Source organism: Allomuricauda sp. ARW1Y1 (genome assembly GCF_013407935.1).
Taxonomy (GTDB): domain Bacteria; phylum Bacteroidota; class Bacteroidia; order Flavobacteriales; family Flavobacteriaceae; genus Flagellimonas.
In genome coordinates, this window is the sequence record NZ_JACBZU010000002.1 from 216,114 (window position 1) to 238,661 (window position 22,548).

The window sequence follows — 22,548 nt, forward strand, 5'->3', positions numbered from 1 at the left end:
CTCAATAGTCCTGCCAAAAGTAAGGATAAAGGTATGATTTGGCTATTAAATAAAAGTGAATATTAGTATGTTTGTGTACTAAATCAGATACATGGCAAAAGAGAAAATCATCAACGAAAAATCGCTTGAATTTTTAGAAAGATATTTGAACAACGCCTCACCCACGGGCTATGAGCTCGCCGGACAAAAAATTTGGATGGACTATGTGAGGCCCTATGTGGATGAGTTTATTACCGACACTTACGGCACGGCGGTGGGTGTTATCAATCCAAATGCCAAATATAGAGTTGTCATCGAAGGCCACTCCGATGAAATTTCGTGGTATGTCAACTATATCACTGACGAAGGGTTGCTCTATGTAATCCGAAACGGGGGAAGCGACCACCAGATCGCTCCATCCAAATGGGTGAACATCCATACCAAAAATGGTATTGTAAAAGGAGTTTTCGGATGGCCCGCCATCCATACCAGAAATAAGGAGAAAGAGGAACCGCCAAAGCTGGACAACATCTTCATTGATATTGGTGCAAAGGACAAGAAAGAGGTCGAGGAAATGGGCGTTCACGTAGGATGCGTCATCACTTACCCTGACCAGTTCGAAATTTTGAACAAGGACAAGTTTGTTTGTAGGGCCTTGGACAACCGTATGGGCGGATACATGATTGCAGAGGTGGCCCGCTTGCTCAAAGAGAATAAAAAAGAGCTTCCCTTTGGCCTGTACATCACCAATTCGGTACAAGAAGAGATTGGGCTTCGTGGTGCGGAAATGATCACACAGACCATTAAACCGAATGTGGCCATTGTAACGGATGTGTGCCACGATACCACCACCCCAATGATCGATAAAAAGACGGAAGGCGAGACCAAAATCGGCGATGGTCCGGTAATAGCTTATGCCCCTGCGGTACAGAACAAATTGCGCGAGCGTATTTTGGAGACTGCGGAAGCCCATAAGATTCCGTTCCAGCGCAATGCATCTTCCAGATACACGGGAACCGATACCGATGCCTTTGCTTATAGCAATGGTGGCGTGGCCTCGGCTTTGATTTCGTTGCCGTTGCGCTATATGCACACCACGGTAGAAACAGTTCATAAGGATGATGTGGAGAATGTGATCCGGTTGATTTATGAAACTTTATTGAACATTAAGGAAGGGGAAACCTTTAGTTATTTTGATTAACTGAGCCAGTTTCTTAATGGAACCTATTAAATTAAGTCATCTCGAAGCAGCTTCGGGGTGACTTTTTTTTATCTTTATGTACCATGGACGAGTATGTGGACATATTGGACGACGAGGGAAAACCAACGGGCAAATCCTGTTTAAAATCGGAAGCACACCGCAAGGGATTGTTGCACCCTACGGTCCATATTTGGTTGTATACCGAAGACGGTCGGGTTCTGATACAACAACGTGGCAAAAATAAGGCTACCCATCCTTTGCTTTGGGACGTTTCGGTAGCAGGGCATGTGGCATCTGGAGAGCCAATCGTTACTGCGGCAATACGTGAGGTCGAGGAAGAAGTAGGCTATCAAATTACGGAAGAGGATTTGGAAGCCATTGGTACTTTTAAGGCCATCCATAAGATTGCAGAGGATTTTATCGATGCGGAACTCCATCATATCTTTTTGTGTAAGCTTGAAACGCCTTTCAAAAATCTAACCAAACAGGAAAGCGAAGTGGAAGCACTGGATTTGATTCCGCTTTTCAGATTCGCCGAAGAAACCTGGGGCTTGGCCAATACGGGTAAATATGTGCCTCACGGCCCTACCTATTACAAAAAGATTATCAAGGCTATTAAAGCTCGGACCTGAGCTGCTCCACAAAAGCTTCGACACTATCCAACGCAAACGATTTTTGGTCTCCAGTCTTCATATTTTTGACCACAAACTTGCCATCGGTCAGTTCTTGATCACCTAAAAGAATGGTATAAGGCACTCCCCTTTTATCCGCATATTTGAATTGCTTTTGCACTTTGGTGTCCGTAGGGTACAAATCAGCCCGGAGCCCGTGTTTGCGAAGTCCTGATACCAATTTTAGGGCCGCTCTCCCCTCTTTGTCTCCAAAGTTGAGGCAAAGTACGTCCAATGATGTATCCAAGCTATTAGGAAACAGGTTCAATTCTTCCAAAACCAGATAAATACGGTCCAATCCGAAGGAAATCCCCACACCGCTCACATATTTCAGTCCAAAAATACCCGTAAGATCGTCGTAGCGACCACCACCACCAATAGAGCCCATTTGGACACCTTCTGGCGCAGCCACCTCAAAAATGGCCCCGGTATAGTAGTTGAGTCCGCGGGCAAGGGTCACGTCCAATTGAAGCGTGGCCGATTGCAGACCTAACATATCAACCGTAGCAATGATTTCTTCCAATTCGGAAACCCCCAACATACCCACTTCGGAGTCAGCTAGAATGGTTTTAAGTTGTTCCAACTGTTCGGAAGCCGTTCCTGTCATCTCAAACAAAGGCTGTGCCTTGGCAATGGCAGCCTCAGAAATGCCTTTTTCCATCATCTCGGCTTTCACCTTCTCCTCTCCTATCTTGTCCAACTTGTCCAAGGCCACGGTAAAATCGACCAGCAACTGTTGTGCGCCAATCACCTCAGCGATTCCGGATAGAATTTTACGGTTGTTGATTTTGATGGTTGCTCCTTTCAGCCCCAAATCGGTAAAAACGGCATCATAGAGCTGCACAAATTCAACTTCCTGCAGCAAGGAATTTGCCCCGACCACATCGGCATCGCATTGGTAAAACTCACGGAAACGCCCTTTTTGGGGACGGTCGGCACGCCATACCGGCTGAATTTGATACCGTTTGAACGGAAAATCTATTTCGTTTTGGTGCATCACCACGTAGCGGGCAAAAGGCACGGTAAGGTCGTAGCGTAGGGCTTTTTCGGAAATTTTTGGCGTTAAGGAAGTGGAATCTTTGGAACTGTAGGTCACATCGTCCACCTTGGCGAGAAAATCGCCCGAATTCAGGATTTTAAAGATCAAGCGGTCGCCTTCGTCCCCATATTTTCCCATAAGCGTCTCCGAATTCTCAAAAGACGGGGTCTCGATGGGTTGAAAACCAAAGGTTTCAAAATGCTTTTTAATGGTTTGGATGATATAGTTACGCTTGGCCACCTCGGCGGGTGAAAAATCTCGGGTTCCTTTAGGTATGGATGGTTTTTTTGCCATATGATCTTAGATTCTCGTGCAAATATACATCAATCCTATGGGTCATCCACCAACCGAAAAACTGCATCCGTCAGATCAAAAGGGGCATCCGTCAGATCAGGGGGGGCATCCGTCAGATCGTTAAAAAAAAATACGCCCACCGAATTATGTTTGACAAACTTTTAAATATTAATCTATGAAAAAAATATTATTAGCATTGGGATTGTTCATCAATTTGGCGTTGGTTTCCTGTTCAGGTGAAGACGGTGAACAGGGTCTGCAAGGATTACCTGGGGAACAGGGACCACAGGGTGAGCAAGGTGTTCCTGGAGAACAAGGCCCTCAAGGGGAACAAGGACCACAGGGAGAGCAGGGACCTCAAGGTGAGCAGGGTGTACCTGGAGAATCAGGATCTTCTTCACTATTCTATTTTCAAGATTTCGAAGGGCTGAATGATATAGTTCCCTCCGAGTTTGTCCAAAGCGATGCTGACAACTCTGATTGGTTTTTGGGTTCGCGATCATTGTATAGCAATGTTGTTGGCACCGATAATCCAAATACTGTGTTCAGAAGCGGAAGCGTAGGAGAAGGTCAATTTAGCGAAGTGTCGATTTCCTTTACCTCCGAAGGAACCTCACTGATTGAATTTGATGCCCTCGCCTCTTCGGAGAAAGATCACGATTTTTTAAAATGGTCTCTTAATGGTGAGGTATTGGAAGGTATTTCTGGGGTTATGACAGAGGCGGTAAAAATACGCTTTACCGCTCCTGCCGGTGAAAACACCCTGATTTTTACGTATGATAAAGACAACAACATAACGGCAGGATTTGATTATGGAATTATTGACAACCTACTTATAACCAATATTGCAAGCGCCGGTAAAATCAATTTGGGTTTGCCCGAGTTGCCCGAGGGTGCTTCTTACTATACAAAGAGAGGCAAACGAACCAAGAAGTAGGAGTCGTCAAATTAGTTTTATTCTTAAAAAGAGCCTTAATCGGCTCTTTTTTTATTGAAATGCATCAATCCCATGGGTCATCCACCAATCGAAAAATAGCATCCGTCAGATCATAGAGGGCATTCGTCAGATCATAGGGGGCATCCGTCAGATCGTTCAAAAAATATTGAGACCACTGAAGTATGTTTGACAAACTTTAAATCTTATCAAATGAAATTAAAAACGATTGTAATGCTCGGCTTGGCCATAAACCTAGCGTTGGTTTCCTGTTCAGGTGAAGACGGTGAACAGGGTCTGCAAGGATTACCTGGGGAACAAGGACCACAGGGTGAGCAAGGTGTTCCCGGAGAACAAGGCCCTCAAGGGGAACAGGGACCCCAAGGGGAACAAGGGGAACAAGGACCACAGGGTGAGCAGGGACCTCAAGGGGAACAAGGACCACAGGGAGAGCAGGGACCTCAAGGCGAACAAGGCCCCATTACAAGTTTCTACTTTACAGATTTTGAAGGGTACGAACTCAGCTTACCATCAGGTTTTGTTCAAAGTGATTCTGACTTTGCAAACTGGTCTGTTGGTGCTCAATCAATTTATAGTAATGAAACTTTCTATGACAACTATGCTTTGATTAGTGAGAGTATTTCTAATGATGAGTATGCTGAAATATATTTTTATTTCACAAGTGAAGCGACCAGTTTGATTGAATTTGATGCCTTGAGTTCTTCGCAAGAAGGTTCAGACTATTTAGGTTGGGGACTCAATGGATATGATATACAAGGTATCTCTGGTGTTATGACCGATGCGATCAAAATTCGCTTTACGGCAGCTGCAGGTGATAATGTTCTAATATTTATATACTTTAAAGACGGGGATGGCTTATCCGATGGATTGGATTTAGGTGTAATTGACAACTTACTTATAACCAATGTTGCCAACGCCGGTAAAATCGATTTGAGTTTGCCTGAATTGCCCGAAGGTGCTTCCTACTATTCAGAAAGAGGCAGTCGAACCAAGAAGTAGTCGTCAAATTAGTTTTTATTCTTAAAAAGAGCCTTAATCGGCTCTTTTTTATTGTTTACAACTACTCCATAATCTGCTCAAACCACTGGTACAGCTCCCCTTTGGTGATAACGGCCCCTTGTTTGATAAGTTCAAATTTATCGGCATTCTTGTCCTCGCCATAGGCCTTGGAAGCAGATAGGTATTCCACAAAATCCGATTGATAGTTCCGTTTGAACCAACCAAAGCCTACTTCGGTCCTTAAATCGATTTCAGGATTCAGGATTTTAACGGAAAGTAATTTCATCTCCTTTTCCGTCAAATGAAAGAGGTGCATGTGCCTTTCAGAAATATTTTCCAAGTATTCCACCTTGTTCAGTACACCTTCCCAAATCAGATCACTAAACACATCGATTTCCTCCTCGGCCACATCGGGCTTTTCCCTTTTAAGGGTATCCCACTCTTCTGCCGTAATGGATTGTGTCGCCAAAAAGTTGATGAATTCGGGGTGGAGCTCTTCCAATTGCTCCTTGGTCAATCTTCTGTACTTCATGCGGCAAAAATATAAAAGGCTAGGCAGAACCACCCTGTTTTTGCCCCAAGAATACAGTCAAAAAAGCAGTTTGCAAGGGAGTTCTTTAAGTTTACCTTAACCTACGAGGTTTGGCAAGCCCTTTTAATTATTGTAGTTTCGGAGATTCACATGTAATAAAAAGAAGATAGCATGACATTTTTGAAATCAATGAAAACGTTTGTGGTGGGTGTGGCCGTTATGGGTGCCACTGCCTTTTCACAAATTACGGCACAAGAACAAGTAGAGGTAAGCGATGCGGAATTGGATAAAATCGCCGCTGCATTCCAAGATATCCAAAAGGTGAACATGGAGGCCCAACAACAAGTTATGGCAACCGTAAAGGAGAGCGGTTTCGACCCAAATCGCTTCAATGAAATGTACCAAGCCTCAGCTTCCGCAGAACAAACGGTGGAGGCAAGTGATGAGGAGAAACAACGCTTTGGTGAAGTGATGGGTAAAATTCAGGAAATGCAAACGGGTTTCATGAAACAAATCCAAGAAATCATCAGCAAGGAAGGTTTAACCATGGAACGCTACGAAAAAATAGCGATGGCGCTACAAACGGATGCCGATCTACAGGGTAGACTACGGGCCGCTATGGAACAAAAGCCCTAAGATTATTTAATAATAAGAACATAAAAAAAGCCCTTTGAATTCTCAAAGGGCTTTTTTGTATATGTTATGGTGTGGATTATTTAGCTTCCGCAACCACTTCAAAAGGGAATTCTACTACAACTTCCCTGTGCAATCTGATAATGGCCTCGTAAGGACCGGTTCTTTTGATAGCTCCACCTTTAATGTTGATGAATTTTCTATCAATCTGGTGTCCTTCTTTGTCCAAGGCAGCAGCAAGGTCGATGTTGGTCACCGAACCGAACAATTTATCACCGGCACCTGCCTTGGCAGTAATACGGATTTCCAATTGTTTCAACGCATCGGCCACTTTTTGGGCCTCGTCAATGACTTTTTTCTCCTTGTGTGCTCTTTGCTTAAGGTTCTCGGCCAAAACTTTTTTGGCAGACGGAGTGGCCAAATCGGCCAACCCTTGAGGGATTAGGAAGTTTCTGCCGTAACCGTTCTTTACGGTAACGATATCATCCTTAAATCCCAAATCCTGTACATCTTCTTTTAGAATAAGTTCCATTCTCTGGTGTTTTTTATTTCAACATATCGCCAACGTACGGCATTAAGGCTAGGTGACGGGCACGCTTAACGGCCTGTGCCACTTTTCTTTGGTATTTCAAGGAAGTACCTGTAAGTCTTCTAGGAAGTAATTTTCCTTGTTCGTTTACCAACTTCATCAAGAAATCCGGATCTTTGTAATCGATATACTTTATACCTGATTTCTTGAACCTACAATACTTCTTCTGCTTGCTGGTCTCAATGTTCAGCGGGGTCAAATATCTGATTTCCCCGTCTTTTTTCGATTTTGCTTGTTGCTCGATAGATGCCATACCCTATGCCTTTGCTTTTAGTTTGTTTCTTCTTTTTTCCGCCCAAGCAATTGCATGCTTGTCCAATTTAACGGTCAAAAAACGCATGATGCGCTCGTCTCTTCTGAATTCAAGCTCATATGGGCCAATAGCCTCACCTGGAGCCTGGAATTCGAACAAGTGGTAAAATCCACTTTTCTTGTGCTGAATGGGATAGGCCAACTTTTTAAGTCCCCAATCTTCCTTGGAGACCATTTTGGCACCATTCTTAATCAAGAAATCTTCAAATTTCTTGACTGTTTCCTCTATCTGGGTCTCAGACAGAACGGGATTCAAAATGAAAACAGTTTCGTAATGGTTCATTATAATATATTTTTAAAGGAGCGCAAAATTAATAATAATTCCTTCGCCCTGCAAGAAAAGTAAAAAAACTTCGTTAAAGTAACAGAGTTATCAACAGTGAAAAACCCAATAAACCTAAATAACACTTATGGCAATTTACACAACAAAATAGACCATGTTTACATCTTTTGTTGCCCGTAAGCGGCTTTTTTATGTAATTTGCCCATGATTTAAAACCCTACAAATCACCCCATTCTATGAAATTAAAAAGTATAATTGTAGACGATTCCTCGATGCAGCGCATGGCCGTTGCAAAGTTGGTCAACAATCATCCACACCTCGCCTTGGTTGCTGAGTACAGCAATGCCATTGAAGCCAAAAATGGTCTAAAAAACCACGAAATCGACCTTATCTTTTTAGATGTTGAAATGCCCATCATCAGCGGTTTTGACCTTTTGGAGGCCCTAGAGAACCCACCACAGGTCATCCTTATTACCGGAAAACCTGATTATGCCCTAAAGGCATTTGACTACGATGTAACCGATTACCTTCACAAACCCATCACCCTAGCGCGTTTTGAAGCCTCCGTAAAAAGAGCCGTTACCAAATACGAGCAAATGAACCGCGTAGATGAGGACGAAGAGCACATCTTTGTAAAGAGCAACCTTAAAAAGCGTAAGGTTATCCTAAACGACATTAAATGGATAGAGGCTCTGGGAGATTACATCAAATTGGTGACCGACGAAGCCAATATCGTAATCCTATCCACCATGAAATCTTTTGAAAAGCAATTGCCTGCCGAAAAATTTCTACGTATCCATAAGTCTTATATTGTGAATCTGGAGAAGATTGAAAAATTCAACAGTAAAAATGTTGAAGTAGGGGGCAGACAGATTCCTTTGAGCAGAAACAAAAAAACAGAACTAGCCGAAGCACTGGCCAATGTATAATTAGATGTGGTCCACATTGTAGACCAATCGTACACTTTTATACTTAGAAATAGCATTAAAGGATTTTTCGATTCTTTTAATGCTATTTTTTGTTTGGGCCAAGGGCTGTTTCCTCGGCACCTTGATCAATATATTTTTGAGATAGTCCCTTCGGATTCGGGATACCGGTGGGTATTCAGGGCCAAGAATATTCGTGCCGAGCACATTCCGCAACGACCCCGCCATCCAGTCCGCTGCCTCGTTCAATTTATTGAAATCTTTATCCTTTAAGGTAATTTTGATCAACCGCACCAAAGGGGGATATTTAAACTGCTCCCTTTCATAAAATTGCTCTTTGAACATGCTATCGTAGCTGTTCGTGGTCACCTGTTGCAATATTTGATGGTATGGATTGTAGGTTTGAATGAGCACTTTGCCCCGCTTTTGGGTGCGCCCTGCCCTACCCGCCACCTGTGTGAGCATTTGAAAACTGCGTTCATGCGCCCTGTAATCAGGAAAATTGAGCATGGAATCCGCATTCATGATGCCCACCAAGCTCACATTTCTGAAATCCAGCCCCTTGGTTACCATTTGGGTACCGACCAGAATATCCATTTCCTGATTTTCAAAAGATGAAATGATTTTCTCATAGGCATATTTTCCTCGGGTAGTGTCCAAATCCATCCGCCCAACCGAAACATCGGGGAACAACTGTCCCAATTCCTGCTGAATCTGTTCCGTACCAAAACCTTTGTTGTCCAGAGTAGGGCTCCCACAAGCCAAACACGCCTGCTGCAACGCCATGTGATACCCACAATAATGGCAACGCAATTGATTTCTATACTGATGATAGGTCAAACTGACATCACAATTGGGACATTGGGCTACATGTCCGCAGGTGGTACATTCCACCACTGGGGCAAAACCCCTTCGGTTTTGAAAAAGTATGATTTGCTCCCCCTCCTCCAAGGCTTCGGTCATCGCCTTGATCAAAATTTCGGAAAAATGACCCTTCATACGGCGTTTTCGAGTGGCTTCCTTGATGTCCACCAAATTGATCTCTGGCATCAGCACCTCACCAAACCGATGGGCAATGGAAGCATAGCCATATTTTTTCGTCTTGGCGTTATACATACTCTCAATGCTTGGCGTAGCGGAACCCAGAACAATGTGGGCCTTGTGCATGGAAGCCAAAACCACGGCCGCATCCCGTGCGTGGTAACGTGGTGCTGGGTCGAATTGTTTAAAAGAGGTTTCATGTTCCTCATCCACCACCACCAACCCCAATTGGGTAAACGGAAGGAAAAGCGACGAACGTGCACCAATGACAATCTGGGCTTTCTCGGCATTCTTCAGCACATTGTTCCACACCTCTACCCTTTCGTGAATGCTGTATTTGGAATGATAAACGGATACTTGATGTCCAAAATAATGTCGCAACCTATTGATCAATTGGGAGGTCAAAGCAATTTCTGGAAGCAGATATAAGGCTTGTTTCCCCTCTTCCAGACATTTTTGAATCAATTTGATGTATACCTCGGTCTTTCCAGAGGAGGTAACTCCGTGCAACAGTACTGGTTTATCCTCTTGAAAACTTTGATGGATATCCTCCAAAGCCTGTTGTTGGTATGCATTTAAATTGACATTAGCTGAGGATTGGGAATGCTCATCAAACTCCACCCGATCTTTTCGGATGTGGTACTCTTCCAAAACGTTTTTGTCCACAAGCGCCTTGATCACGGCCCTTGACGCTCTGCTTTCTTTTTCGAGTTCGGCAACGGGTATGGGTTTGGAGCTTTTCGCCTTTAGTTGGAACAAGGAAAGTACAACTTGGCTCTGCTTAGGGGCTCTAGTAAGCTCATTTAACAATTCCGCCAACTGCCCTTCATCATCATACTGTTCCGAAAGCTTTACGTAGCGGACCAATTTAGGCTTGTATTGCTCGTACAATTCCTCCTTTTGAACCACCACGCCTTTATGCACCAAGGTATTGATGAGCTTTAACACGTGCTTTTTGTCCACAATATCACTGACCTCAGCTATTTTTAATGCGGTTTGATGTTGTAATGCCTCGTACACCAAAAACTCATCATCGTTGAGTTCCTGCTCATCCACTTCGGCATTTTTATTGGGCAGAATCAGCGTTTCGCTTTCCAACATAAAGGCACTGGGCAACGCAGTCCGAATCACCTCCCCCAAGGTGCACATGTAGTACTTCGCCACCCACTCCCAATGCCTGAGTTGCACTGGTGTAACCACTGGGTGTTCGTCCAAAATCTGATAAATCTCCTTGGGTTCGTAGGCTTCCGGGGCATTTTGGTGAATGCGGTAGGCCAAAGCCGTATAAATCTTGGATTTCCCGAAGGGAACGGCCACACGCATGCCCTCCTGTAAAAAATCCGCTTCAGCCTTTGAAATTTTATACGTGAAGAGTTTCTCCAGGGGAATGGGCAAAACAACCTCCAAAAAATAATCCATATCTAGTTCTCTATCACCCGGTGCCATGTTTGGGTTCGATACAAAAAGGCGAGATAGCCCCGTACTTTGAGACGGTTGGCGTTTTCCTCGTCCAACCATACCCTGCCCCTAAAGGTCATGGCCTGTTCGGGGTCGAAGAGTTTGTCGCCTTTGTAGATCCCATCTTTCTTTTCCTCAAAATCCTCCATGATCTTCATGCCGAGGATAGGCTTATTTTTTCGTTCTCCCTCACATTTGGTACATACCGCACCTTTTTTTCCTTCCTGCAAAATCTTCACCACCTTGGCATGCAACAAGCCACCGTCCTTATATATTTCGATGATCGCCTTTTCCGTACCATCACGGTCGTCAATGGTTTTCCATTTGCCAAAAACGGTCTGGGCAAAGGTGATTTGACCCATCAGAAAACATAGGGCGAAAACCCATTTACGCATCATTCTTCTGTTTTTCATGCCTTTTTTTAAGGGAATTTAAGGTTGCATTGAGCTCAAAGCCCAACAATAAAATGTTTGAATTTAACCAAATAAACACCATTAGTATCAATAATCCTCCCAAAGCGCCATAAAGTTCATTGTAACGGGCAAATTCGTCCACGTAAATACCAAAAAGATAAGAGGTGAGCAAGAACAAGAGGGTAGTCATCAAGGCACCTGCGGAGAAGAATCGTGCCTTACGCCCTTCGGCGGTTCCAAAATAGTACAGTATGGCCGTGGTAATGTAGGACAAAAACAAAAAGAACAGTACTTTGGCTATCTGAATGCCCACTGTATCGCCTTTTTCCACATCGTACCCCAAGGTTTTGCCCAAATACTCACTAGTGTATTCCACAATGTAGAATTCAAAATATACGAAGGCAACGGCTCCCACAATCAATAAAATGGAAAGAATGAGCCCCACCATGAGCGCATAGGCATACTGACGGAAAAAATTTCGGGTCAGTTCCACATGATAGGAATTCTCAAAGCCCCCAAAAATGGCACTTACGCCGTTGGCCACTAGAAAAATGGACAAAATAAAGGCAGAGGACAACAATCCCCCTTGCTTTTGATCTTTGATTTGCTGATAGATTTCCCCAAAATAATCACTGGTTGCGGAAGGGAGAAAGGACTCCAGAAAATCCAGGAATTGGGCATCAAAATTCTCATTGCCCACACTCACGTAGGGTATGATGAACGGAATCAGTGTCAATAAGAAAATAAGCAATGGGAAAAGGGCCAAAAACAGGCTGAACGCAATGGAACTAGCCCGGGAGGACAGTGTTCCTTTAACAATGCCCACCAAATACATTTCGATCAAGTCATACAAAGAGAGTCCTTCAAAAGCTTTGAGCTTTATCTTTTTCAATATCCGGACCATCCAATTGATCACGGGTATCTTTTCCAACTGCTCTTCGATGGCTGCTGACATTTAAACGGCTTTTAGGCTTAGGTCCATATTGTAAACGGAATGGGTAAGCGCTCCTGAAGAAATATAGTTCACGCCACATTCGGCATAGGTTCTGATGGTTTCTTCGTTAATGCCCCCAGAGGATTCGGTAAGGCACCGGTCCCCTATCCGTTTGACGGCTTCACGGGTATCATCATAATCAAAATTATCCAAGAGAATGCGATAGACGCCATCAGATTGCAGGATTTCGTCTACCTCATCTAAATTCCGGGCCTCCACGATAATCTTTAATTCCTTCCCCTGCTCCTTCAGATAATCCTTTGTTTTTTGAATGGCCTTGGTGATACCCCCGGCAAAATCGATATGGTTGTCCTTGAGCATGATCATATCGTAAAGAGCAAATCGATGGTTCTCCCCTCCTCCAATGGTTACGGCCCATTTTTCCAATGCCCGGATGCCGGGCGTGGTTTTACGGGTGTCTAAAATTTTGGTGTCCGTACCGTCCAAAAGGGAGACAAAATCCTGGGTCTTGGTGGCAATGGCACTCATGCGCTGCATGGCATTGAGCACTAAACGCTCGGCCTTTAAAATACTTTGCGAACTGCCTTCCACATAAAATACCACATCCCCGTATTTGACGGAGGAACCATCCTCCATCAAGATCTCCATCTTAAGTTGTGGGTCCACGTAGTGAAAGACCTGTTGGGCAAAGGCCACACCTGCAATAATGCCTTCATCCTTGACCAACAGTTTTGCCTTTCCCTGCGCGGATGCGGGAATACAGGCCAAGGAACTGTGGTCGCCATCACCAACATCTTCCCTAACGGCATTGGCAATGATCAGATCCAGTTCGTGTTGAAATTGTGCTTCGGAAATCATCCAAATGGGGTTTTCACGAAAATAGTAAAAACATCTTTCTTGGTCTACAATTATGTTGTGGAGTTATACCGAAAATAATGCCAGTGGTGGATGAGGTTTTGGGTTGCGGGTTTCGGGTTGCGGGTTGCGGGTTTCGGGTTTCGGGTTTAATGGTTTATGTCATTTAAAAGATGGCGTTTTCGTTTAGGGCAAAAAAAGACCCTGAAACGAGTTCAGGGTAAAAAGCCCCAGAAACCAGTTTGGGGCAAGCCACCGGAAAACGAGAGCAGGTTTTCCAGTGGTTGCCCCTTTCTAAAAACTGATTTTTTTATGGACACTCTGGATTATAGTCAAAGGTTTGTGGAATCTGCCAATTATAATCATTTATCAGAACATTTAAGGCATAATCACCACTCTCACCACAAAGCGGAACATTTTCCATTCCCAATGCTATATCGAAGGGCCCTTCATTTACCTGCACAAAATTGGCCCACCCGGCCAAAGTGGCATTGGCATTGGTGTGGGACATGCCGGAGTTATCGAACATATCTGACATAAACGCAATACTGCTTATATCCCATACGCCTAAGTTTTGGTCGAAACTGCTGGCCTCTTGAAACATACGTGCCATATTGGTTACATTCTTTGTATTCCACAGGCCAATATCTTGGTTAAATGAGCTCGCTTCCCAGAACATATTTACCATACTAGTCACATTTTCTGTTTTCCATTCGCCAATGTCTTGATTAAAACTGGAAGCTCCCTGAAACATTTGAGCCATACTGGTCACGTTTATTGTTTCCCAATCGCCAATAGACCCGTTAAAGCTGGAAGCTCCATAAAACATACTTGACATATTCTCCACTTGGGACAGGTCGGGCCTTTCCATTGCCGTAAAGTCCACCAGATTTTGACAGCCGAAAAATGTAAATTCCATGCTCTGCCAGACATTGGTGCCCCATTGGGACACATCCACTAGTGCATTTCTACTGGCCGAGTTCGTAAAACCCATCGATAAAGCCGGGAAAGTGCCCTTGATGGCCACCGAGTAGGTACCCCCGTTCGCATACAAATGGGTAGGATTTTGTTGGTTCACTTGTTGCTCGCCCGTATCGTCCCCCCAGTCGATGGTAAAATCGTAGTCGTAGTTTGGGTTTGTTCCTATGCCCAACACTTGGCCGTCGACTACTTGGAACTTTAGGATAAAGGAGGCCGGGTCCTCAAATAGGCTATCCATAACGTTGTTCACCGTGATGGTCACGGTAAAGGTAACCGGTTCGTTGGTGCCGTCGCTGGCGCTTATGGTGATCGTATGTTCTTCCTGGGTCTCAAAGTCCAAGTTTGCTCCCTCTGCCAGTGAAAGTTCGCCCGCCTCGGTGAGCTCAAAGAGCCCGTCCAAATTTTCTGCTAGGGTAAAGGTAATTTCATCCCCTTCGGGGTCGTTCGCCGTTAGGGTGCCTATTACCTCGGTGTCCGCAATGTCCTCATTGGCCTCGAAACCTTGGTCGGCCGCTGTAGGGGCTTCGTTCACATTGAGCACTTGGATGGTGATGATGGCTTGTACAGGAACATTGCCGTCGCTCGCGCTTACGGTAATGGTATGTTCTTCCTGGGTCTCAAAATCCAAGCTCTTGCCCTCTGCCAAGGAAAGTTCCCCCGCTTCGGTGAGCTCAAAGAGCCCGTCCACGTCCTCCTCGATGGCAAAGGTAATGTTGTCCCCGCCAGGGTAGTCGGCCTTTACGGTCCCAATGATATCGGTATCGCCAATGTCCTCGTTGGCCTCGAAGGTCTGCGCCTCCATGGTGGGCTCGTCCACATCGAGCACTTGGACCGTTATCTCCGCTTGTACAAATCCGTTGCCGTCGTTGGCGGTTACGGTAATGACATGTTCTTGCTTGGTCTCAAAGTCCAAGCTCTTGCCCGCTGCCAAGGAAAGTTCCCCCGCCTCGGTGAGCTCAAAGAGCCCGTCCACGTCCTCCACGATGGCGAAGGCCAGTGCATCCTCTTCGGGGTCGGTGGCCGTTACGGTCCCAATGATATCGGTATCGCCGATGTCCTCGTTAGCCTCGAAGGTCTGCGCCTCCATGGTGGGCGGCAGGTTTTCGGGATCGGTACGGACTACTGTTATCGTGATGTTGCCGGGCCTTCCCACCGTGCCATCGTGCACATAGATCTTCAGTTGCTGTTCGGGGTATTTGGTGTAATCGAGGGACTGGCCTTCGGATAGGGAGAGCGTACCTCCCTTAGTTACAGAAAAGAACCCGCTCTGGTCGTCCGTAAGGGAAAAGACCAGGGCGTCCCCGTCCTTGTCGGTGGCCTTGAGCGCGCCTATGGGCGAGCCTGCGGGAAGGGCCTCCGGTACGGTAAAGTTCTGGTCGGGGACCACGGGGGCATGGTTCACCAGCTCCGAATCGCTTTCATTGGGGTCGCAGGACCACAACAGTGCCAAGGCGCAAAGTCCGGGCAATAGGTATCTTGTCTTCATACAGTGTAGGTTTGGGTAAAATCGGCACCAATATCCGACAACACCGCCAATGTAAAAGGGACGATCTGACGGATGCCCCTTTTGATCTGACGGATGGGGGTTCTGATCTGACGGATGGGGTTTTGGGGTTCGGGTTTCGGGTTAAGGGTTCGGAGTTTGGGGTTGATTCTACATGATTGAAAAAAAATGGAATCCTGAAGTGGATGTCTTTCTTTGTAAACTTGAGTTTCTTACTGGAAAAAATCTATTTTTGGGCATGCAGATTACCTTAATGGCCATTGGCAAAACAGATAAAGCTGAACTTGAGTCACTTATAACCATTTACGAAAAACGGTTGAAGCATTACATCAAGTTTCAAATGGAAATCATTCCCGATATCAAAAACCGGAAAAACCTTTCGGAAGCCCAACAAAAGGAAAAGGAAGGGGAATTGATCTTGGCGCAACTACAGCCTACTGATGCTTTGGTACTGCTGGACGAGAAAGGAAAGCAATACAGCTCTGTGGATTTTGCCCAATTCCTACAAAAAAAGATGAACAGTGGTATCAAAAATCTGGTTCTGGCCATTGGTGGTCCTTATGGGTTCAGTGAAGCCGTTTACGCCAAAAGTTCGGGTAAAATTAGCCTTTCCAAAATGACCTTTTCCCACCAAATGGTGCGCTTGTTCATCGTAGAGCAAATCTATAGAGGGTTCACGATTTTACGAAACGAACCTTATCATCATCAATGAGATAATTGGAGGCAAGAGTCAAGAACCAGGACCAAAACAGTCCTTGTTCCTGTTTCTTGAAGCGCAGCGGTCTTCCTTCTGTTAATAAAGCACCCTAAACTTAATGGTGTTCTCGATTTTCTTCAGTGCCTTGATGACATTTTTATCGTACTCTTTATCCAAATCGGTAATCACATAGCCCACCTCGCTGTCGGTCGATAGGTATTGACCTGAAATATTGAGACCATACTGCGCCAATATCTCGTTGATTTTGGCCATGATACCCGGTACGTTTCGGTGAATATGTAAAAAGCGGTGCGATTTGTTCTGTTTGGGCAGTCGGATATTGGGAAAGTTCACGGCATCTACCGTATTTCCCGTATTGATGTAATCCATGATCTTGTTCGGCACAAACTCTGCTATGTCGCGCTGCGCCTCTTCGGTACTTCCGCCAATGTGGGGGGTTAAAATCACGTTAGGTAGTCCTTGCAACGGAGTTTCAAAGGCTCCATTGCTCTTGGGCTCGGATGGGTACACATCGATGGCCGCTCCACCCAGTTTGCCGCTTTTTAGAGCGTTGGTCAAAGCGTCAATATCTACCACAAAACCTCTAGAAAGGTTGATGAGCTTGGCACCATCCTTCATTTGGTTGATTTCCCGCTCACCAATGAAATTTTTGTTGGCTTTGTTATCGTCCACATGCAAGGTCACTACATCGGAAACATTCAACAAATCCTCCAAGGTGTCACATTTTACGGCATTTCCCAAGGCCAATTGGTCATTTACATCATAATAGTAAACTTTCATCCCCATAGCTTCGGCCAAAACGGACATTTGCTTCCCGATGTTTCCGTAGCCTACAATACCCAAATTCTTTCCACGTACTTCTTGCGAACCAGCGGCGGTCTTGTTCCATTCGCCATTGTGGATTTCGGTACTGCGCGGAAAAATGCTTCGCATGAGCATAATGGTCTGCCCTACGGCCAATTCCACCACGGAACGGGTGTTGCTGTACGGTGCATTGAAGACCACTACACCTTTCTTTTTGCTGTATTCCAAATCAATTTGGGTGGTTCCGATACAAAAGGCACCTACAACCAAAAGTTTATCCGCAGCATCCAACACTTTTTGGGTCACCTGCGTTTTGGAACGGATGCCCAGCACATGGACTCCCTTGATTCGCTCAATGAGTTCGTCCTCGGAAAGGCTGGTCTTGATCAACTCCACAGAGAACCCTTCTTCCGAAAGGTTTTCGAAGGCTGCAGGGTGGACATTTTCCAATAAAAGGATCTTGATTCTGTTCTTGGGGTATGATAAGTTTCTTGGCAAATCGTTCACAAATAAAAATTCATCTAGGTTCGGTGCAACGTGGTCGGCATTATTTGCCGCCTTTTCCCGATGCACATTTTCAGTGTAGGCGAAAAATTTATGGGCTATTCCGGCCTCGCGCATCACATAATCGCTGTAACCGTCGCCAATCACCTGGACCTCGCCATCCAAATCCAGATTCTTTAAACATTCAATTTTCCCATTATGGGACGCCAAAACATTGGTTTCGTCAAAACCGGTAATGTTGCCTTCGGCATCAAAAGTAAAGGTATTGGCATACACCCTTTCCGATGGAATATTATATTCTTCCACAATGGGATCGATAAATTCCTTGAAGCCACAGGATATTACATAAATATCTTCCGCATACTCGTGAAAAAACTCCTTGTTGGCCTCGATGGATTTGGAAATTTTTTGACGTAGTTCCTTTACCAAATCCTCTAGATCGCTTTTGTTCGCGCTGAGCAAACGGATTCTTCGCTCCAGGGATTCGGTGAAGGAAATATCGCCATCAATCCCCAAATTGGTGATTTTTTGGATTTCCGATACAATTTCGTCCATTTTCGGATTGCCTTGCAGGGTCATTTCCGCCAAAACATCCAACGCCTCAACACGTGTGAGCGTGCTATCAAAATCGAACACATATTTGCGTCCAGTGTGTACCATGGGGTCGCTTCAAAAAAATTAAAGGGTAAAATTAAACATTAATTCCATCCTTATAATCGGAACTGATCAAAAACCTTACACATTTGCGGATAAATCAAAAATCCACTGCGATTTGTTCGAAATGGTACCCAAATCCTACTTTTTTGCAAGTTAGAACCCTAAAGAAATTACGCAGAAGTGCAAGTGCAATTTCAATAATGACACGAATTGCACTAATATTCACGAATCGATCTAGTAAAAACGGAGGATTGTATGCCTAGATTTTTAGACTTATCTCCTGTCAACTGCCTCCTGTTTACTGTACCCTGTCTCCTGTCTCCTGTCTCCTGTCTCCTGTCTCCTGTCTCCTAAAACTTATCAAAACCACCGCCGCGTCAGCTTGCAATAGATCGTATATTCTTGACCAAACTGTTTTTTGAGGGCTTCCTCCTCGGGTTTTATCTGAAAATGGTTCAAGTAGGAAACAAAGCCCGCTGCCACCAAGGTATTGAAGGCATTGCCCAGCTTTAGGCCAAAGGCCAACAAGAACAACAACATTCCCAAGTACATCGGGTTCCGTGTAAAGTTATAGATGCCATTGGTGACCAGCTTTCTGCTTTTATCCAAGTGCAATGGGTCCGTCGTGGTCTTATTGATGAAAAACTGTATCACGGAAATTAGGATCACCACTAGCCCAAGACCGAACAAGAACAGCATCAAAAATCGTCTTCCGAAAAAATTGAATTCGCCGACGGGCAAAAAACGGTCCAAAACATACATCAAGCCTCCAAAAATCAACATCACCAACGCAGGTGGTACTTTCAATTGCATAACTATGGGTTAAAACCCGAAATTACTACTTTTGAAACTCACACAGAACCCTTTTATATTGAAACTCGTTTTTGCCACCCATAATGACCATAAGTTGAAGGAAGTGCAGCAACTTCTGCCAGACACCATTGAAATTTTATCGTTAAAGGATATCAATTGTGTGGAGGAAATCCCCGAAACGGGCGATACGTTGGAGGAAAACGCCAAAATAAAGGCAGATTATGTGACCCAAACCTTTGGTTTGGACTGTTTTTCCGACGACACCGGTTTATTGGTCGATGCCCTGAACGGAGCGCCCGGCGTGTATTCCGCCAGATATGCCGGTGGGCAGAAAAATGCTTCGGACAATATGGAAAAACTACTATCCGAACTGAAAGGTGCAACTGATCGCTCAGCGCACTTTAAAACGGTGGTCCATCTCAATCTTAATGGAGAGAGTTATACGTTTGAGGGCATCGTGGAAGGCCAAATTACCACGGAAAAGCATGGAGAGGGCGGTTTTGGCTACGACCCTATTTTTAAGCCCAACGGATACGACAACACCTTTGGCGAACTGCCTTCCGCTGTTAAAAATGCCATAAGTCATCGGGGACGGGCCATTGAAAAATTGGTGGAATTCCTAAAAAAGAAGGCACAGTAGCTTGCACCGATCAAAATAAGTGTACCTTTGCCGCTTTATTAACGCCGCCGGTATGGGCAAGGTGTTGCGATGGGCTCAAATGGGTTATATACAAATCGCTCGATGCAACACAACATATTTGCGATTTAAGGTATATACACCGCTATGACAAAATTTGAAGCCTTGGGGTTGGACAAACCCCTATTGGATGCTATTTCCGATCTTGGATTTGAATCCCCCTCTGAAGTACAAGAAAAATCAATCCCCGTTTTATTGGGACAGGAAACCGATTTGGTGGCCTTGGCCCAAACAGGAACTGGTAAAACCGCCGCTTTTGGATTTCCAATGATCCAAAAGATTCAGGCAGAAAGCAGGACCACACAAGGGTTGATCCTATCCCCTACACGGGAACTGTGCCTGCAGATCACCAACGAACTCAAACTCTACTCCAAATACATCAAAGGACTGAATGTGGTCGCCATTTATGGTGGTGCAAGCATTACGGAACAGGCCAAACAAATTAAACGAGGTGCACAGATCGTTGTGGCCACTCCCGGCCGTATGAAGGATATGATCGGCCGAAATATGGTGGACATCTCCAAAATTGATTATTGTGTACTGGATGAAGCGGATGAAATGTTGAACATGGGCTTTTATGAGGACATTAAGGACATTCTATCGAATACCCCGCAGGAAAAGCTTACTTGGCTGTTCTCGGCGACCATGCCAAAAGAAGTAGCCACCATTGCCAAGAAGTTTATGCATCAACCTGTGGAAATTACCGTAGGTTCCAAAAATGCAGGCGCTTCTACCGTACAGCACGAGTATTATGTGGTTGGCGGACGCGACCGCTACGCAGCACTTAAGCGTTTGGCCGATGCCAATCCGGGAATTTTCTCCGTGGTGTTTTGCCGTACCAAACGCGATACCCAACGAGTTGCCGAAAAATTAATCGAAGATGGTTACAACGCCGGGGCTTTGCATGGAGACCTAAGCCAAAACCAACGGGATTTGGTGATGAACTCCTTCCGTAAAAAGCAGGTGCAAATGTTGGTAGCTACGGATGTTGCCGCCCGTGGAATCGATGTGGATGATGTAACCCACGTCATCAACTACCAATTGCCAGATGAGATCGAAACCTATACCCACCGAAGCGGACGTACGGGCCGTGCGGGAAAATCAGGTATTTCCATGGTCATCATTACACGCTCCGAGCTTCGTAAAATAAAGGCCATCGAGAAAAAGATCCAGCAAGATTTCGTAGCCAAAAAGATTCCTGATGGTATCGAAATCTGCGAAATCCAGCTGTACCATTTGGCCAACAGGATCAAGGAAACCCAAATCAACAAGGAAATTGAAAGTTATTTGCCCGCCATCAACGATGTATTGGATGGCATTGACAGAGAAGACCTTATCAAAAAAATATTTTCCGTAGAATTTACCCAATTCTACAACTACTACAGCAAAACCAAGGACCTCAATAGTCAAGATGCTGGAAAAGATACAGGAAGTACCAAAGGTGAAATCCCAACGGAAGGTTCCGTACGCTACTTTATCAATATTGGGGAGCGGGATGGATACGATTGGATGTCCTTAAAAGATTTCCTTCGTGACACCTTGAACCTTGAAAAGGAAGATGTTTATAACGTAGACACCAAGGATTCCTTCTCTTTCTTTAACACGGATGCCCAACTTACGGAATTTATCCTTCAAACCTTTACCGATTTTAAGGTAGATGGGCGTTTTATCAATGTTGAAGTTTCCAAAAATCCTGGAAGCGGTGGTGGAGGAAAAGGCGGTAAAAAACGTCGTGGCCGAAAAGGTGGCGGTGGTGGTCATCGCAAAGGTGGCAACAAGTCTTTTAAAGGCGGTAAAAAAGGAGGATATGGTAAAAAGGGCAGCAAAAAAAGACAGGGCTTTTATTAGTTAATTCTATATTAAAAGGTAGGTCGCTGCTGTTTATTTTTCTTTGTTTAGTATTTTTATCATTCCAAAGATTGCATGAAAAGAGTACTACTTATACTATTGTCCCTAACTCCGCTGCTCGGTTTTTCCCAGGTCGAAGGTAATGAAGCCCAAGAAATCCAAGAGTTTACCGCGACGGTGATCAATGCCCAAACGGAATTTCCTTTGGAAAGCGTTCACGTGGTCAACTTGAACCAGGTAAAGGGTACCATTACCAATCCGGATGGAAAGTTTACCATTCCCGCTGCTGTGAATGATACGCTATATTTCTCCTACCTAGGGTTTAAGACACAGAAAGTACGGGTCACCAATGATATGTTGCGCTTTGGCAATACGGAAATCGCACTTACCGAATTGGCCTATGCCTTGGAGGAAGTGGTGGTTAGACCCTATCAACTCACAGGATATTTGGAAATAGACGTGAAGAACCTGCCCGTGAACAATGCCTATCAATACAGCATCTCGGGACTAAATGCCAGCTACGAGGCCGGAAACAAAAGCCCCAGTGCCGTAACCAAGGTGTTGGGGGCCATATTGAACCCGGCAGACCTATTGCGGAACCTTTTCGGCAAAAAGCCCCGTCAGATGCGTAAATTGCGTCAAATCAAGGAAGATGACAACATCAGGGACCTTTTGGCCTCCAAATTTGATAGGGAGACATTGACCGAACTGTTGCAACTCGAAAAAGTGGACATTGAAGACATCCTGAACAATTGCAACTATTCCAAATCCTTTATAAAAACAGCGAACGACCTTCAAATTCTAGATGCCATTTCCAGTTGCTATGAGGAGTATCGAGTTTTGAACCGAAACCAATAATCCATTCACCCATAACCGATTGGGCAAGT

At 44.9% G+C, this 22,548-nt stretch carries 22 protein-coding genes; 10 read left to right on the plus strand and 12 right to left on the minus strand.

All coding sequences use genetic code 11. The features are described 5' to 3' along the window. Positions 1-91 precede the first annotated feature (91 nt). Together GGE08_RS05745 and GGE08_RS05750 are read left to right on the plus strand one after the other, a co-directional pair. Positions 92-1,180 carry a M42 family metallopeptidase gene (locus GGE08_RS05745; RefSeq protein ID WP_179383950.1) on the plus strand — a complete coding sequence of 363 codons (1,089 nt, stop codon included), beginning with the start codon at positions 92-94 and terminating at the stop codon, positions 1,178-1,180. 83 nt (positions 1,181-1,263) lie between these two features. Continuing rightward, positions 1,264-1,812, plus strand: a complete 549-nt coding sequence (locus tag GGE08_RS05750) for an NUDIX hydrolase (RefSeq protein WP_179383951.1) — start codon at positions 1,264-1,266, stop codon at positions 1,810-1,812. Here GGE08_RS05750 and hisS read toward each other — a convergent pair. Further along, positions 1,796-3,184: a histidine--tRNA ligase gene (gene hisS, locus GGE08_RS05755; RefSeq protein WP_179383952.1), complete on the minus strand. Its 1,389-nt coding sequence runs from the start codon at positions 3,182-3,184 to the stop codon at positions 1,796-1,798. The genes GGE08_RS05750 and hisS overlap by 17 nt on opposite strands. A 175-nt stretch (positions 3,185-3,359) precedes the next feature. Between hisS and GGE08_RS05760 the strand changes: the two genes are divergently transcribed. Together GGE08_RS05760 and GGE08_RS05765 are read left to right on the plus strand one after the other, a co-directional pair. Further along, the gene (locus GGE08_RS05760) at positions 3,360-4,121 is read left to right on the plus strand and encodes a collagen-like protein (protein ID WP_179383953.1); all 762 of its coding nucleotides are present in this window, start codon (positions 3,360-3,362) and stop codon (positions 4,119-4,121) included. Between the two features lie 210 nt (positions 4,122-4,331). After that, on the plus strand, positions 4,332-5,138 hold the full coding sequence (locus GGE08_RS05765; RefSeq protein ID WP_179383954.1) for a collagen-like protein: 807 nt from the start codon (positions 4,332-4,334) through the stop codon (positions 5,136-5,138). A gap of 61 nt (positions 5,139-5,199) precedes the next feature. Here the strand turns inward: GGE08_RS05765 and GGE08_RS05770 are convergent, their stop codons facing one another. Next, on the minus strand, positions 5,200-5,670 hold the full coding sequence (locus GGE08_RS05770; RefSeq protein WP_179383955.1) for a DUF6495 family protein: 471 nt from the start codon (positions 5,668-5,670) through the stop codon (positions 5,200-5,202). Between the two features lie 171 nt (positions 5,671-5,841). Between GGE08_RS05770 and GGE08_RS05775 the strand changes: the two genes are divergently transcribed. Further along, the gene (locus tag GGE08_RS05775; protein WP_179383956.1) at positions 5,842-6,306 is read left to right on the plus strand and encodes a DUF4168 domain-containing protein; all 465 of its coding nucleotides are present in this window, start codon (positions 5,842-5,844) and stop codon (positions 6,304-6,306) included. 76 nt (positions 6,307-6,382) lie between these two features. Here GGE08_RS05775 and rplI read toward each other — a convergent pair whose 3' ends face one another. The 3 genes from rplI to rpsF are packed head-to-tail and all read right to left on the minus strand — an operon-like array spanning position 6,383 to position 7,487. Beyond that, the gene (gene rplI / locus GGE08_RS05780) at positions 6,383-6,835 is read right to left on the minus strand and encodes a 50S ribosomal protein L9 (protein ID WP_179383957.1); all 453 of its coding nucleotides are present in this window, start codon (positions 6,833-6,835) and stop codon (positions 6,383-6,385) included. A 13-nt stretch (positions 6,836-6,848) separates the two neighbouring features. Next, complete coding sequence (gene rpsR, locus GGE08_RS05785) at positions 6,849-7,145, minus strand: 30S ribosomal protein S18 (protein WP_014031368.1); 297 nt, start codon at positions 7,143-7,145, stop codon at positions 6,849-6,851. Between the two features lie 3 nt (positions 7,146-7,148). Beyond that, positions 7,149-7,487 (minus strand): 30S ribosomal protein S6, encoded by a 339-nt coding sequence (gene rpsF, locus GGE08_RS05790; RefSeq protein WP_014031369.1) that lies wholly within the window; start codon positions 7,485-7,487, stop codon positions 7,149-7,151. Positions 7,488-7,723: 236 nt separating this feature from the next. On the opposite strand from rpsF, the gene GGE08_RS05795 reads away from it, so the two are divergent. Next, complete coding sequence (locus tag GGE08_RS05795; protein ID WP_179383958.1) at positions 7,724-8,416, plus strand: LytR/AlgR family response regulator transcription factor; 693 nt, start codon at positions 7,724-7,726, stop codon at positions 8,414-8,416. On the opposite strand, the gene priA is transcribed toward GGE08_RS05795, so the two are convergent. The 5 genes from priA to GGE08_RS05820 all read right to left on the minus strand — a co-directional run bounded on the left by priA (position 8,417) and on the right by GGE08_RS05820 (position 15,602). Next, positions 8,417-10,873: a primosomal protein N' gene (priA, locus tag GGE08_RS05800; RefSeq protein ID WP_179383959.1), complete on the minus strand. Its 2,457-nt coding sequence runs from the start codon at positions 10,871-10,873 to the stop codon at positions 8,417-8,419. Positions 10,874-10,875: 2 nt separating this feature from the next. Next, positions 10,876-11,325 carry a DUF2147 domain-containing protein gene (locus GGE08_RS05805; RefSeq protein ID WP_179383960.1) on the minus strand — a complete coding sequence of 150 codons (450 nt, stop codon included), beginning with the start codon at positions 11,323-11,325 and terminating at the stop codon, positions 10,876-10,878. Next, on the minus strand, positions 11,300-12,280 hold the full coding sequence (locus tag GGE08_RS05810; RefSeq protein WP_179383961.1) for a YihY/virulence factor BrkB family protein: 981 nt from the start codon (positions 12,278-12,280) through the stop codon (positions 11,300-11,302). Before GGE08_RS05810 ends, GGE08_RS05805 begins: the two co-directional genes overlap by 26 nt. Beyond that, complete coding sequence (gene nadC / locus GGE08_RS05815) at positions 12,281-13,138, minus strand: carboxylating nicotinate-nucleotide diphosphorylase (RefSeq protein ID WP_179383962.1); 858 nt, start codon at positions 13,136-13,138, stop codon at positions 12,281-12,283. 307 nt (positions 13,139-13,445) lie between these two features. Continuing rightward, entirely contained in the window at positions 13,446-15,602 is a 2,157-nt protein-coding gene (locus tag GGE08_RS05820) for a BspA family leucine-rich repeat surface protein (RefSeq protein ID WP_179383963.1), read from the minus strand. 256 nt (positions 15,603-15,858) lie between these two features. On the opposite strand from GGE08_RS05820, the gene rlmH reads away from it, so the two are divergent. Next, on the plus strand, positions 15,859-16,332 hold the full coding sequence (rlmH, locus tag GGE08_RS05825; RefSeq protein ID WP_179383964.1) for a 23S rRNA (pseudouridine(1915)-N(3))-methyltransferase RlmH: 474 nt from the start codon (positions 15,859-15,861) through the stop codon (positions 16,330-16,332). Positions 16,333-16,413: 81 nt separating this feature from the next. Here the strand turns inward: rlmH and serA are convergent, their stop codons facing one another. Continuing rightward, positions 16,414-18,306 (minus strand): phosphoglycerate dehydrogenase, encoded by a 1,893-nt coding sequence (gene serA, locus GGE08_RS05830; protein ID WP_179383965.1) that lies wholly within the window; start codon positions 18,304-18,306, stop codon positions 16,414-16,416. 357 nt (positions 18,307-18,663) lie between these two features. Next, positions 18,664-19,116: an isoprenylcysteine carboxylmethyltransferase family protein gene (locus GGE08_RS05835; RefSeq protein ID WP_179383966.1), complete on the minus strand. Its 453-nt coding sequence runs from the start codon at positions 19,114-19,116 to the stop codon at positions 18,664-18,666. Positions 19,117-19,174: 58 nt separating this feature from the next. Here GGE08_RS05835 and GGE08_RS05840 point away from each other — a divergent pair, with 58 nt between their 5' ends. The 3 genes from GGE08_RS05840 (at position 19,175) to GGE08_RS05850 (ending at position 22,519) form a co-directional block, all read left to right on the plus strand. Next, positions 19,175-19,756: a non-canonical purine NTP diphosphatase gene (locus GGE08_RS05840; protein WP_179384565.1), complete on the plus strand. Its 582-nt coding sequence runs from the start codon at positions 19,175-19,177 to the stop codon at positions 19,754-19,756. A gap of 144 nt (positions 19,757-19,900) precedes the next feature. Then, positions 19,901-21,661: a DEAD/DEAH box helicase gene (locus GGE08_RS05845; protein ID WP_179383967.1), complete on the plus strand. Its 1,761-nt coding sequence runs from the start codon at positions 19,901-19,903 to the stop codon at positions 21,659-21,661. A gap of 75 nt (positions 21,662-21,736) precedes the next feature. Beyond that, positions 21,737-22,519 (plus strand): carboxypeptidase-like regulatory domain-containing protein, encoded by a 783-nt coding sequence (locus GGE08_RS05850; RefSeq protein ID WP_179383968.1) that lies wholly within the window; start codon positions 21,737-21,739, stop codon positions 22,517-22,519. The last annotated feature ends 29 nt before the right edge of the window (positions 22,520-22,548 follow it).